The 13,326-nt window shown below is 61.3% G+C and carries 14 protein-coding genes; 8 read left to right on the plus strand and 6 right to left on the minus strand.

The window, feature by feature from the left end; translation table 11 throughout:
- The first annotated feature begins 94 nt into the window (after nt 1-94).
- From DBR46_RS18510 to rlmF, 6 genes are all read left to right on the plus strand, one after another.
- Nucleotides 95-1,585: a leucyl aminopeptidase gene (locus DBR46_RS18510; protein WP_124527338.1), complete on the plus strand. Its 1,491-nt coding sequence runs from the start codon at nt 95-97 to the stop codon at nt 1,583-1,585.
- Between the two features lie 56 nt (nt 1,586-1,641).
- The gene (locus DBR46_RS18515; RefSeq protein WP_124527339.1) at nt 1,642-2,070 is read left to right on the plus strand and encodes a DNA polymerase III subunit chi; all 429 of its coding nucleotides are present in this window, start codon (nt 1,642-1,644) and stop codon (nt 2,068-2,070) included.
- A gap of 7 nt (nt 2,071-2,077) precedes the next feature.
- The gene (locus DBR46_RS18520) at nt 2,078-2,455 is read left to right on the plus strand and encodes a DNA polymerase III subunit chi (protein WP_124527340.1); all 378 of its coding nucleotides are present in this window, start codon (nt 2,078-2,080) and stop codon (nt 2,453-2,455) included.
- Nucleotides 2,456-2,549: 94 nt separating this feature from the next.
- Entirely contained in the window at nt 2,550-3,191 is a 642-nt protein-coding gene (locus tag DBR46_RS18525) for a hypothetical protein (RefSeq protein WP_124527341.1), read from the plus strand.
- A gap of 156 nt (nt 3,192-3,347) precedes the next feature.
- Nucleotides 3,348-6,194, plus strand: a complete 2,847-nt coding sequence (locus tag DBR46_RS18530) for a valine--tRNA ligase (protein WP_124527342.1) — start codon at nt 3,348-3,350, stop codon at nt 6,192-6,194.
- 218 nt (nt 6,195-6,412) lie between these two features.
- Nucleotides 6,413-7,432 carry a 23S rRNA (adenine(1618)-N(6))-methyltransferase RlmF gene (gene rlmF / locus DBR46_RS18535; RefSeq protein WP_124527343.1) on the plus strand — a complete coding sequence of 340 codons (1,020 nt, stop codon included), beginning with the start codon at nt 6,413-6,415 and terminating at the stop codon, nt 7,430-7,432.
- Nucleotides 7,433-7,496: 64 nt separating this feature from the next.
- On the opposite strand, the gene DBR46_RS18540 is transcribed toward rlmF, so the two are convergent.
- Nucleotides 7,497-7,778: an HU family DNA-binding protein gene (locus tag DBR46_RS18540; RefSeq protein WP_003188840.1), complete on the minus strand. Its 282-nt coding sequence runs from the start codon at nt 7,776-7,778 to the stop codon at nt 7,497-7,499.
- Between the two features lie 395 nt (nt 7,779-8,173).
- Here DBR46_RS18540 and yejK point away from each other — a divergent pair, with 395 nt between their 5' ends.
- Together yejK and DBR46_RS18550 are read left to right on the plus strand one after the other, a co-directional pair.
- Entirely contained in the window at nt 8,174-9,178 is a 1,005-nt protein-coding gene (yejK, locus tag DBR46_RS18545) for a nucleoid-associated protein YejK (RefSeq protein ID WP_003171997.1), read from the plus strand.
- Nucleotides 9,178-9,528, plus strand: a complete 351-nt coding sequence (locus DBR46_RS18550) for a glutaredoxin family protein (protein WP_124527344.1) — start codon at nt 9,178-9,180, stop codon at nt 9,526-9,528. The genes yejK and DBR46_RS18550 overlap by 1 nt, the downstream gene beginning before the upstream one ends.
- On the opposite strand, the gene DBR46_RS18555 is transcribed toward DBR46_RS18550, so the two are convergent.
- The 5 genes from DBR46_RS18555 to DBR46_RS18575 are packed head-to-tail and all read right to left on the minus strand — an operon-like array spanning nt 9,529 to nt 13,291.
- Nucleotides 9,529-10,506 (minus strand): FecR family protein, encoded by a 978-nt coding sequence (locus DBR46_RS18555; RefSeq protein WP_124527345.1) that lies wholly within the window; start codon nt 10,504-10,506, stop codon nt 9,529-9,531. It lies immediately after the preceding gene.
- The gene (locus DBR46_RS18560) at nt 10,503-11,081 is read right to left on the minus strand and encodes an RNA polymerase sigma factor (protein ID WP_124527346.1); all 579 of its coding nucleotides are present in this window, start codon (nt 11,079-11,081) and stop codon (nt 10,503-10,505) included. Before DBR46_RS18560 ends, DBR46_RS18555 begins: the two co-directional genes overlap by 4 nt.
- Before the next feature lie 9 nt (nt 11,082-11,090).
- On the minus strand, nt 11,091-11,417 hold the full coding sequence (locus tag DBR46_RS18565) for a DUF3325 domain-containing protein (RefSeq protein ID WP_124527347.1): 327 nt from the start codon (nt 11,415-11,417) through the stop codon (nt 11,091-11,093).
- Nucleotides 11,418-12,992, minus strand: coding sequence for a PepSY domain-containing protein (locus tag DBR46_RS18570; protein WP_124527348.1), 1,575 nt, complete (start codon nt 12,990-12,992; stop codon nt 11,418-11,420).
- On the minus strand, nt 12,989-13,291 hold the full coding sequence (locus tag DBR46_RS18575; protein WP_124527349.1) for a DUF3649 domain-containing protein: 303 nt from the start codon (nt 13,289-13,291) through the stop codon (nt 12,989-12,991). The genes DBR46_RS18570 and DBR46_RS18575 overlap by 4 nt, the downstream gene beginning before the upstream one ends.
- Nucleotides 13,292-13,326 lie beyond the last annotated feature (35 nt).

Below are 13,326 nucleotides of genomic sequence, written 5' to 3' on the forward strand. Positions count from 1 at the left end.
CTGCGGCCTTTGTCGCTGGCGGCTTACACAGCTGCCAAGCATTAAAGCCTGCGTACAGACGCAAGGCTCTCAGACCTTAATAAGGGACCCGAAAATGGAATTGGTTGTAAAAAGCGTTAGCCCCGAAACGTTGAAAACCGCCACCCTCGTGGTCGCCATCGGCGAAGGCCGCAAACTCGGCGTTGCCGCCAAGCAACTCGACGAACTGAGCGGCGGCGCCATCAGCGCGATCCTCAAGCGCGGCGACCTGGCCGGCAAAGTCGGCCAGAGCCTGCTGCTGCAAAGCCTGCCAAACCTCAAGGCCGACCGCGTATTGCTGGTGGGCGTGGGCAAGGACGCCGAACTGGGCGACCGCCCGTTCCGCAAGATCATCAGCGGCATCCTCACCACCCTCAAGGGCCTGGGCGGCAGCGATGCCACGCTGGCGCTGGATGAAGTCGTGGTCAAGGGCCGTGACAGCTACGGCAAGACCCGCCTGCTGGCCGAGAGCCTGGTCGACGGCGGCTATATCTTCGACGAGTTCAAGAGCACCAAGGCCGAACCGCGCGCCCTGAAGAAAATCACCCTGCTGACCATCAAGGCCGCCCAGGCTGAAGTGCAGCGCGCCGTGACCCACGCCACTGCCATCGCCAACGGCATGTCGTTTACCCGCGACCTGGGCAACCTGCCACCGAACATCTGCCACCCGACCTTCCTCGGCGAACAGGCCAAGGCGCTGGGTAAAGAGTTCAAGGGCCTGAAAGTCGAAGTCCTCGACGAGAAGAAGATCAAGGAACTGGGCATGGGCTCGTTCTATGCCGTGGGCCAGGGCAGCGACCAGCCGCCACGCCTGATCGTGATGCAATACAACGGCGGCAAGAAAGCCGACAAGCCGTACGCCCTGGTGGGTAAAGGCATCACCTTCGACACCGGCGGCATCAGCCTCAAGCCGGGCGCCGGCATGGATGAAATGAAGTACGACATGGGCGGCGCCGCCAGCGTATTCGGCACCCTGCGTGCCGTGCTGGAGCTCAAGCTGCCGATCAACCTGGTGTGCATCCTGGCCTGTGCCGAGAACATGCCAAGCGGCGGCGCGGCGCGTCCGGGCGACATCGTCACCACCATGAGCGGCCAGACCGTCGAGATCCTCAACACCGACGCCGAAGGCCGCCTGGTGCTGTGCGATGCCCTGACCTACGCCGAGCGCTTCAAGCCGCAAGCCGTGATCGACATCGCCACCCTGACCGGCGCGTGCATCGTCGCCCTGGGTTCCCACACGTCGGGCCTGCTGGGCAACAACGACGAGCTGATCGAGCAACTGCTCAGCGCCGGCAAGGCCGCCGACGACCGCGCCTGGCAACTGCCGCTGTTCGATGAGTACCAGGAACAGCTGGACAGCCCATTCGCCGACATCGCCAACATCGGCGGCCCGAAAGCCGGCACCATCACCGCGGCCTGCTTCCTGTCGCGCTTTGCCAAGAACTTCAACTGGGCGCACCTGGACATCGCCGGCACGGCCTGGACCAGCGGCGGCAAGGACAAGGGCGCCACTGGCCGTCCGGTTCCTCTGCTGACCCAGTACCTGCTGGATCGCGCCAAGGCCTGAAAATGAGAACCCCAGGGCGGCTTTTATAAAGCCGCCCCAGGGTTCCAGGAACCGCAATGACCCAAGTCGACTTCTATATATTGCCCAGCGCCGACCCGCTCGCGCGCCTGGACTTTGCCTGCAAGCTCACCGAAAAAGCCTGGCGCATGGGCCTCCGCATCTACCTGCATTGCAGCGATGCCGCCCAACGCGACGAGCTCGACGCCCGCCTGTGGCGCTTCAAGGGCGAAAGCTTCGTGCCCCACGGCCCCGCCGAATCCGAACCCGAAGGCCTTGTTGTACTGGGTTTGGGCGACAGTTGCGGCGAGCACCATGACCTGCTGGTCAACCTGGACCTGAAAGTGCCGCCGTTCGCCAAGGCGTTTGCCCGCGTGGCAGAGGTGGTGGTGGAAGATCCGGCTATTCGTCAGGCCGCGCGGGAGAGTTTCCGTTTCTATCGCGAACAGGGCTATCCTTTGCAGGATCACCGGCTACAACGACTTTGAGTAAATGATGGACACTCCCAACCCTATAAAAAAAGACGACCACCTGCTGGACGACCTGGAGTCGATCCGCCAGTTGCTCGGTGATGATGACTTGCAACCGCCGCTATTGACCGACTCGGTCGATGCCGAGGTACAGATTCCGCTGTTGTTCGATATGGTGGGCGGCAAGCCTGCTGCGCCAGAGCCGGTTGCCGAGGTGGTTGAACCCGCTCCCGCCGACAAAGGCCCCGACGCCCTGCTGCTGCACCTGGACAACGAGCTGCGCGCCGCCGCGCAACTGATCATGCAAGACGTGATCGACGACTTTGCCCCGCATATCGAGACCGAGATCAAGCGCCGGCTGGATGCGCGGATGGAGCGGTTGTTGAGTCAATACCAGAGCTGATACCGATCATCTAAACTGTCAACTTTGACAGTAGAGGGCGGGAGAAGAACCCAAGAAAGTGACATGGCGTATTAATCTCTTTGGAGCATCCGCCATGTCGACCTACCCCATGCAACCTGGTACTCCCCCGATCTTCGGCAACGCCTTTAACGCAGGTAACGGTTCAATCATTGTCAAAGGCTTCGCTGCGCCTAACGCTATGATCTACATCTATCACGCAGGTGGTAGCCCGTTCTACGGCCAAGGGTTGACCGACTCGTACGGCAATTTCACGGTGACCATAACGACGCCACTTGTGAAAGACGCCTACGGCAATACCCCGATTGCCCTGGCCGAATTCAATCAGGCCGGTCAACAAGCTTCCGGCTGGACAGGGGCCACATTGAACATGGGCACAACCGGTCCCATCACCACCCCGCCTCCCGTTACCCCACCTGCAGGAGGCCCCAATTCTGCGCCCTCAAGCCCCCCAACCGTCACCAGCGCCATGAGTAACGGGGGCGGCCAAGTGCAAATCAGTGGCTCGGCGACGCCCAACTCAATCGTGCTCATTACCGGCCCTTATGGCAGCCCGATTTACGCGAATGTGCCTACCGACCTCTACGGTAACTACTCCGCATTAGTGACAACACCCTTCGCCAGAGAACCTGACGGGACGGTCAAAATTGCCCTGACCCAGCGCAATCTGGCGGGACAGCAGACCTCCCCAATGAGTGTCGTTCCAATATCTATCTGAAACCTTGCTGGCCATTTGCACTGCGTGGACAGTGCAAATAGCCAGAGTGACGCCAAGTTTTTGCATCGCTCTGTCACCTCGCTTTACGCGCAATGGCTTATCCCCGTTATACTTGCCGGCTTTCCTGAATTAATGCCAACTAGGGTCCCGCCGCGCATGGATAAGACCTACCAGCCGCACGCTATCGAAACTTCCTGGTACAACACCTGGGAATCCGAGAATTATTTCGCCCCGCAAGGCGCGGGCGATTCCTACACCATCATGATTCCGCCACCGAACGTCACTGGCAGCCTGCACATGGGCCATGGCTTCAACAATGCGATCATGGATGCGTTGATCCGTTTCCGCCGCATGCAGGGCCGCAACACCCTGTGGCAGCCAGGCACCGACCACGCCGGTATCGCCACACAGATGCTGGTGGAACGCCAACTCGAAGCCACCGGCCAGAGCCGTCACGACCTGGGCCGCGAGAAATTCCTGGAAAAGATCTGGGAATGGAAAGACCAGTCCGGCGGCAATATCAGCCGTCAGATCCGTCGCCTGGGTTCGTCCGTAGACTGGAGCCGCGAGCGTTTCACCATGGACGACGGCCTGTCGGAAGCGGTGAAGGAAGCCTTCGTGCGCCTGCATGAAGACGGCCTGATCTACCGCGGCAAGCGCCTGGTCAACTGGGACACCAAGCTGCACACGGCCATTTCCGACCTCGAAGTGGAAAACCACGACGAGAAAGGTTTCCTGTGGAACCTCAAGTATCCGCTGGCTGACGGCGCCAAGACCGCCGAGGGCAACGACTACCTGATCGTCGCCACCACCCGTCCGGAAACCATGCTCGGCGACGCCGCCGTGGCCGTGAACCCGAACGATGAGCGCTACCAGGCGCTGATCGGCAAGTTCGTCGAGCTGCCGTTGGTTGGCCGTCGCATCCCGATCATCGCGGACGACTACTGCGACCCTGAATTCGGCACCGGCTGCGTGAAAATCACCCCGGCCCACGATTTCAACGACTACGAAGTCGGCAAGCGCCACAACCTGCCGCTGCTGAACATCTTCGACAAAAATGCTGCCGTGCTGCCGGCCTGCCAGGTGTTCAACCTGGACGGCACGCTGAACGAGAGCATCGACGGCAAGATCCCGGCTGAATACGCCGGCCTCGACCGTTTCGAAGCGCGCAAGCAGATCGTTGCGGCCTTCGACGCCGCCGGCTTGCTGGTCAGCGTTGACGACCACGGCCTGAAAGTGCCGAAGGGCGACCGCTCGGGCACCATCATCGAGCCGTGGTTGACCGACCAGTGGTACGTGTCCACCAAGCCGCTGGCCGAGCCTGCGATTGCTGCCGTGGAAGACGGCCGCATCCAGTTCGTGCCAAAACAGTACGAAAACATGTACTTCTCGTGGATGCGCGACATCCAGGATTGGTGCATCAGCCGTCAGCTGTGGTGGGGCCACCGCATTCCGGCCTGGTACGACGAGTCGGGCAAGGTCTATGTGGGCCGCGACGAAGCCGAAGTGCGTGCCAAGCACAACCTCGGTGCCGACATTGCGCTGCAACAAGACAACGACGTACTGGACACCTGGTTCAGTTCGGGCCTGTGGACGTTCTCCACCCTGGGCTGGCCGCAGCAGACCGAATTCCTCAAGAAATTCCACTCCACCGACGTGCTGGTCACCGGTTTCGACATCATTTTCTTCTGGGTTGCCCGGATGATCATGCTGACCATGCACCTGGTGAAGAACGAGGACGGCACCCCGCAGGTACCGTTCAAGACCGTGTACGTGCACGGCCTGGTGCGTGATGGCCAGGGCCAGAAGATGTCCAAGTCCAAGGGCAACGTCCTGGACCCGCTGGACATCATCGACGGCATCGACCTGGAAACCCTGGTGCAAAAACGCACCTCGGGCCTGATGCAGCCGAAACTGGCGAAGAAGATCGAGAAGCAAACCCGCGACGAGTTCGCCGACGGCATCGCCAGCTACGGCACCGACGCCCTGCGCTTCACCTTCTGCTCGCTGGCGTCTACCGGTCGCGACATCAAGTTCGACATGGGCCGCGTCGAAGGCTATCGCAACTTCTGCAACAAGATCTGGAACGCGGCGCGCTACGTGCTGGACAAAGGCGAAGACTGCGGCCAGAACGGCGAAGCCTACGAGCTGTCCCTGGCGGATCGCTGGATCATCTCGCAGTTGCAACGCACCGAAGCCGAAGTGACCCGCCAACTCGACCAGTTCCGCTTCGATCTGGCGGCACAAGCCTTGTACGAGTTCATCTGGAACCAGTACTGCGACTGGTACCTGGAACTGTCCAAGCCTGTGCTGTGGGACGAAAACGCCCCGGTCGAACGCCAGCGCGGTACCCGTCGCACACTGGTGCGCGTGCTGGAAGTGGCCCTGCGCCTGGCGCACCCGTTCATGCCGTTCATCACCGAAGAAATCTGGCAGCGCCTCGCGCCGCTGGCCGGTATCGAAGGCAAGACCATCATGCTGCAACCTTGGCCAGTGGCCAACGAAGCGCGCATCGATGAAGCCGCCGAAAGCGATATCGAATGGCTGAAGACCCTGATGCTTGGCACGCGCAACATCCGCGCCGAGATGAACATCGGTCCGGGCAAGCCACTGGCCGTGTTCGTCAAGAACGCCAGCGCTGAAGACCAGCGTCGCCTTGCTGAGAACGATGCGCTGCTCAAGAAGCTGGCGAAGCTGGAGTCGATCACCGTATTGGCGGCCGACGCCGAAGCACCGCTGTCCGCCACTGCACTGGTCGGCGAGATGGAAGTGCTGGTGCCAATGGCTGGCCTGATCGACAAGGGCGCGGAACTGGCTCGCCTCGATAAGGAAATTGCACGCCTGCAAGGCGAAGTGCAGCGCGTGGGCGGCAAGCTGTCCAACGCAGCGTTCGTCGACAAGGCCCCGGCCGAAGTGATCGACAAGGAACGCGCCAAACTGGCCGAGGCTGAACAAGCCCTGGGCAAGCTGGCGGAGCAACATGCGCGGATTTCCAGCCTGTAAGCTGCAATCTGTGTAGAAAAGAGGCCTTCGGGCCTCTTTTTTTTACCTTGAAAACCCAATCAATGTGGGAGCTGGCTTGCCTGCGAATGCAGTGTGTCAGGCACTGCATCTGTTTCTGATGTACCGCATTCGCGAGCAAGCCCGCTCCCACATTTAACCGAGTTCACCCTGAGAATGTGTGACAATGCCCACCACTTTGAGCCAACACCAGAATCATCATGACCGCCCCCAGCACACCCAAGCCTCCGCGCAAGAAGCCTAAAACCGCCGCCACGGCCAAACCCGTCGCGCCGCGCAAAGAGGCTACGCTGCATCCGCGCAACCGCCACACAGGCCGTTACGACTTCCCGGCGCTGATCAAGACCACGCCGGAACTGGCGAAATTCGTGATCCTCAACCCGTACGGCAAAGAGAGCATCGACTTCGCCAGCCCGGACGCGGTGCGCGTGTTCAACCGGGCGCTGCTCAAGTCCTTCTATGGCATCCAGCACTGGGATATCCCGGCCGACTACCTGTGCCCACCGGTACCGGGGCGTGCGGACTACGTGCACTTCCTCGCCGACCTGCTGGCCAGCGTCAACGACGGCAAGATCCCGCGCGGCTCCATCGTCAAGGTGCTGGACATCGGTATGGGCGCCAACTGCGTCTACCCGCTGATTGGCTACATGGAGTACCGCTGGAACTTCCTCGGCTCCGAGGTCGACCCTATTGCCGTGGCGGCAGCCAAGGCCATCGTGCAGTCCAACGACCTGAGCAAGGTCATCCAGCTGCGCCAGCAGACCAACCCCAAACAGATCCTGCTGGGCCTGTTGGAGCCGGGCGAACGCTTTGACCTGACCATGTGCAACCCGCCCTTCCATGCCTCCATGGACGAAGCCACCAAAGGCAGCGAGCGTAAATGGCGCGCCTTGGGCAAGGCGGATCCCAAGCGCAAATTGCCGGTACTGAACTTCGGTGGCCAATCGGCTGAACTGTGGTGTGAAGGCGGCGAAGCGCGGTTTGTGACGCAGCTTATCGCTGAAAGTGCGCATTTTGCCCACAAGGTGTTGTGGTTCAGCACCCTGGTGTCAAAAGCGTCAAACCTGCCCGTGATCGAGACAGCCCTGAAAAAGGCCGGCGTGCTGGAAAGCCAAGTGGTGGAAATGTCCCAGGGGCAAAAACAAAGCCGCTTTGTCGCCTGGACCTTCCAGACCAAGAACGAACAGCAGATCTGGCGCCAGCGCTGGGTTCGCGACTGACAAATCGCAGGCAACAAAAAACCGTGCCCGGATCGCTCCGAAGCACGGTTTTTTTTGCTGCGTCTTACTTGTTAACAGCGTCGGTCAGGCCTTTGGCCACAACCAGCTTGATAACTTTCTTGGCAGCGATTTCGATGGCAGCGCCAGTCGAAGGGTTACGGCCAGTACGGGCAGGACGCTCGGTCACTTTCAGTTTGCCAACGCCTGGCAGAGTGATTTCGCCGCCGTTTTCCAGCTGATCAGCAACAACTTGGCTCAGTTGGTCCAGCAGAGCGCGCACGGTAGTTTTCGGTGCGTCTACGGCTTCAGCCAAGTCAGCGATCAGTTGGTCTTTAGTAATAGCCATTGTGGTGTTCCTTCCCTATCAAATTCATATGGATTGCAGAGTGCAGTGTCAGCCATCGAGCCCGACCGTCAAGGCCTGGCACCCCTGACCATAACCACGAAGTTCGGGGTTATAGATGCTTGAAACGGGGATTGGTTCGACCTGACAGATGCTGAATGCACGCTTAACGCCGAGACTTGGCGTAAGACGGGGCAAAACTAGCACAGAGACGGGGAAATATCCGCTTCTACCTACCCATTTGGTCAGCTTTATCGCTCTAAACCGTGAAAAAAAGGAATATGCCCCGTCGGAGAGTGCCAAAACGGCCTTCGGAGCACGTCTTGCCCAATGGGTGCGGTACACTGGGCGACTTTTCGGGGAGGCCAACCGCTCCCCTTCAACCAGCCGAGAAGCCTATGCCGATCCGTCATTGCATCGTCCACCTGATCGACAAAAAACCCGACGGCACCCCCGCAGTTCTCCACGCCCGTGATTCGGAACTGTCCGAATCGGCCGCCATCGAGAACATGCTTGCCGACCTCAACGAGAGCTACAACGCCAAGCAAGGCAAGGCCTGGGGTTTCTTCCATGCCGAGTCCGGTGCGCACCCGTTCAGTGGCTGGTTGAAGGAATATTTCGACGGTGGCCAGGATTTCACCACCTTCAGCCGCACCGCCGTCGAGCATCTGCAAAAGCTGATGGAAGAGTCCAACCTCTCCACCGGCGGCCACGTGCTGTTTGCCCACTACCAACAAGGCATGACCGACTACCTGGCCATCGCCCTGCTGCACCACAGCGAAGGCGTGGCGGTGACCGACGAGCTGGACGTGACCCCGTCGCGCCACCTGGACCTCGGCCAATTGCACCTGGCGGCGCGCATCAACGTCTCCGAGTGGCAGAACAACAAGCAGTCCAAGCAGTACATCTCGTTTATCAAAGGCAAGAACGGCAAGAAGGTCTCGGAGTACTTCCGCGACTTTATCGGCTGCCAGGAAGGTGTCGACGGCCCGGGCGAGACCCGCACCCTGCTCAAGGCGTTCAGTGACTTCGTTGAAAGCGAAGACCTGCCGGACGAATCCGCCCGCGAAAAAACCAAGACCCTGGTGGACTACGCCAGCAGCCAGGCCAAGCTCGGCGAACCGATGGGCCTGGAAGAACTGTCGGGGTTGATCGATGAAGATCGGCCTAAGGCGTTCTATGACCACATCCGCAACAAGGACTACGGCCTGTCGCCGGAAATTCCCGCGGATAAACGCACCCTCAACCAGTTCCGCCGCTTCACCGGTCGCGCCGAAGGCTTGTCCATCAGTTTTGAAGCGCACCTGCTGGGCGACAAGATCGAATATGACGAAGCCGCTGGCACCTTGATCATCAAGGGCCTGCCGACCCAACTGACCGACCAGCTCAAGCGCCGCAACTGATGCTCGGCGGGGTCTTTAAAAAAGTCCTGCTGGTGTTGCTGGTCGTGGTGGTGATCCAGAACTGGGGCAAGATCGAGCGGGTGTTCAACCCGTCGCAGGTGGTTTCGGAGCAAACCCGGGCGTCGGCGCGGGTGGTGCTGTATTCCACCGAGTGGTGCGGGTACTGCAAGCAGATCCACCGCTTCCTCGATCAGAAGGGTATTCCGTACCAGGCGTTCGATATCGACAAGGACGCCCAGGCGCGCAAGGCGTATGAGGCGTTGGGCGGTGGCGGGATTCCGTTTGTGGATGTGAACGGCACGCTGATCCGGGAATTCAGCCCGGAAAAAATCACGGCGGCGCTGAAGTAATCAGCGCACCACGATCATTCGCCCCAGCACATGGTGCTGCTCGAAGCCCAGCACCGCCTGCAACGCATTCAGCACTGCCTGCGGGTCTTTGCTCGGGAAGCTGCCACTGACGCGCTTGGCGCCCATGGCGTCGTTGAGCAACAGGATGCGACCCGGGTAGTAACGCTCCAGGTCCTTGACCACATCGGCCAATGGCGCCTTGTAATAGTTGAGCCAACCGTCGCGCCAGGCCAGGCGCGATTCGCTGTCTACCGGGTGCATAGCATCGGCCACACCCTCGGCGTAGGCCACTTGCTGCCCGGCGGTAAGAATCTGCTGCTGGCCCTGTTTGGACGGCGTCACGCCGACCCGACCCGACAACACCGTCACCTGCGCCCCCGCAGGTTGCAGGCGCACTTCGAATTGTGTGCCCAGCACCCGCGCTTCACCGCTGCCGGCCTGCACCACAAAAGACTCACCCGTATGGGTCACGCTGAAAAAACCCGCGCCACGGCGCAGTTGGATCTGGCGCTCGCCATGGCTGAAATCCACGGCAATCGCACTGTCGGCGTCGAGGGTGACTTGGGAATTGTCGGCCAGGGTGACAGTCTTCACCTCCCCCGGCGCGCTCACATAATCGGCGCCAAAGTCATCGACCCAGCGCGAGGGCTGCCAACCCGCGCCCATGCACACCATCAACAGCAGGCACGCCGCCATCGCCAGGGCGCCGGACCAGCGCACCGCCCGTGAACGCCTGGAGGTGTTCATCGCATTCAGGTAACCCTGCAACGCCAACGCCTCTTCGTCCGCGAGTTTTCGCGCAGGCACTTCACTCAATTCCCACAGCACCTGGGCCTTCGAATAGGCCTCGACGTGGGCCGGGTCGGCGCGCAGCCAGTGGCTGAACGTGGCCTGGTCGCCGCTGCTGGGTTGGTCGTGCAACAGGCTCAGCCAGGCCAGCGCGGCGTGTTCCTGGTCGGGCGTGGGGGTGCGGTTCACGGTGCTTTCCCTGGCGTGCGTGGGGGTGATGGCTCACGAAGGCTGGCTTTGCAGGCTTCGAGGGCACGCATCATATGTTTTTCCACGGCACTTTGGGACAGGCCCATGGCCTTGGCGATTTCCGCGTACTTGCGGCCATGGATGCGGTTGAGCAGGAAAATCTGCCGGGTGCGCTCCGGCAAGCTGCGCAACGCAGCTTCGACATGGCGCAAATCATTGCCCGCCTCCAACGCCGCCTGGGGTTCGGACCCCTGATTGTCTTGCTGTTCCGGCAGCCAACCCTCGCTGCTACGCACCCGCGCGCCTTCGCTGCGCAAGTGATCGATGGCGATATTGCCGGCGCAGCGCAGCAGGTAGGTGCTGAGCTCCTCGACCTGCACCAGCGGGCGACGCCAGAAGCGCAGGAACAAATCCTGCACCAGGTCGGCGGCCGTGGCGCGGCAGCCTACGCGCCGATTGACCAGGGCTTCCATCTGCGAACGCTGCGAGAGAAACACCTGTAGGAAATGCGCACGCCCACCCGCTGATTCAGCGCGCTGGCTGTCCTCGGACTCCGGTGGGGTGCTGATCATCATGGGCGCTGCTCAGAGAGTGGCGAAAGCAGCGACGGGGCTGGCCAGTAGGCCGACACCCGCCAGGATCAAGGCCAACCGTGGTCGATAAGGCAACAGCAACACCAGCAGCAACGCGCTGAGCATCAGCACGGCACACCAGTCCACCAGGCCCCGGCTCCAACCGCCGAGCACCACGGCGGGCCAGATCGACAACGTCAGCAGCAACCACCCCGCTACGCGCAACCCCAGGCGCCGACGGGGCGACGGTTTGCTGTGCAGCAGCTCACCGTGGTGACGGTCGGTGGACAGGCACAGCGCGGTAAACCCGGCGTAACACATCAAGAGTGCGAGCAACATTCAGTTCGCCTCCTGCTTGAGGGTCAACGGCCGCGCGCGCTCAGCCTTGGCTTGCGGCGCCACGCGGTGCTGCATCTTCCAGGCTGCCCAGGCGAGGAACACGCCACTCGCCAGGCAGGTCAGGTCGAAGCCAGCCATGGCCCAGTCGCCCGTCGTCAATGAAACGCCCAGGTGGTGCGAGGTGGTCAGCGCATTCAGCAGAGGAATCGCGGCAAACAGCAGTGCGCCCACACTCAATTGCTCGACCCAGCCCTGGCGGCCACGGCGCAGGATCGCGTGCAGCAGGCTCAAGCCCCAGGCGATAAAGAAGGTTTGCACTTCCCAGCCCGAGCGCTCGGCGATGCTCACCGGCAACAGGCGGTTGGCCCAGAAGAACGCAGCAATGGCGATTATCAGCCCGGACATGCTGGCGATGTTCAGCACTTCCACCAGGCGCAGTTCAAACGGCATCACGCCGCTCTTGGCGTGCTTGAGCTGGCGCTTGCCGAGCCAGATCACCAGCCCGGTGCCGATCATCGCCGTGCCCGCCAGGCCGCAGATAAAGTACAGCCAGCGCAGCACCGGGCCGGCGAAATGGCCCATGTGCAGGCCATAGAAACTGCCACCGATAATCGCCGGTAGCGATTGCCCGTCACTGCTGCGCAGCAGTTCGCCGGTGGTGCCGTTGAACGACAGGATGCTGTCGAATTCATGCACCACGTTGTCGGAACTGGCGCGGAACACATTGACCGAGGCATTCACATCGCTGGGGTTGTTCACCCCCAGTCGGCCTACGTGGCCACCGTCCCACTGCGCCCGTGCCTGCTCGTACATTGGCAACAGCGGCAGCAATTGGCCCGGTTGTCCCAGCGCCGGCGCGTTATTAGTGGCAGGGAACACTTCGTTGAAAAAAGCGCGGGTATCGCCGCTGTAGGAGGCGAGGATCGGCGCCGGCATCACCATGCTCATGAAAATCACCAGGCTGCTGTAGGTGATCATCAAATGGAACGGCAACACCAGCACGCCCACCGCGTTATGCCCATCGAGCCAGGAGCGCTGGCCTTTGCGGGGGCGGAAGGTGAAGAAGTCCTTGAAGATTTTCTTGTGGGTGATGATCCCGGTGATCAACGCGACAAACATCACCATCGCGGCGATGGTGGACAGCCAGCGGCCCCAAGGGTGGGGCATTTGCAGTTGGAAGTGGAAGCGATAGAAGAAGTCGCCGCCCATGCTTTCGCGGGCCTGCACGTCCTGGCCGGTGACCGGATCGAGGGTTTTCTGGCTGAAATTGCCGCGCCGGCCGGGGTCGAGCTTGTCTTGCCACATCACCGACAAGGCCGGGTCGCGCTCGTCCGGCAGGTTGATAAACCAACGCGCGGCCTTCGGCGCCGTTTGCTGCAGGTAGGTTTGCGCGACGCTCAGGCTGCGTGCGTTGTCCAGTGGATAGGCCTGCACTTCGGGCTGCATCCAGTGGCTGATTTCTTCCTTGAAATACGCCAAGGTGCCCGTCAGGAAAATCGCAAACAACAGCCAGCCAAAGATCAGCCCGCTCCAGGTGTGCAACCAGGCCATGGCCTGGCGAAAGCCCTCTTTCATGTGCGCACCATCCACAAGCCCACACCCGCCAGGGTGGCAAACGCCGCGCTCGGCAACATCACGCCAAACCAGGCACGCCAGGCCGTACGGCAGGCAAAGCACCAGAGCACCGCCAGCAGATAGAACACAAACGAACTCATCATCCCGGTGATCACCGCGTCGGCGCGGGACGTGGGCAGCCACAGCGCCAGGCAGATAGCGGCCAGGGAGGCCATCAGGTAGCCGCCGACCACAGCCGCGAGCACCCGTGATGTCACGGCGAGACGGTAAGCAACGGGAAGTGAGGTTTTGCTTTTCATGCAGGAGGCGCCAGGTTCATCAGCGCGCAATATTA

Source organism: Pseudomonas sp. KBW05, from assembly GCF_003852405.1.
In the GTDB taxonomy this organism is placed as follows: domain Bacteria; phylum Pseudomonadota; class Gammaproteobacteria; order Pseudomonadales; family Pseudomonadaceae; genus Aquipseudomonas.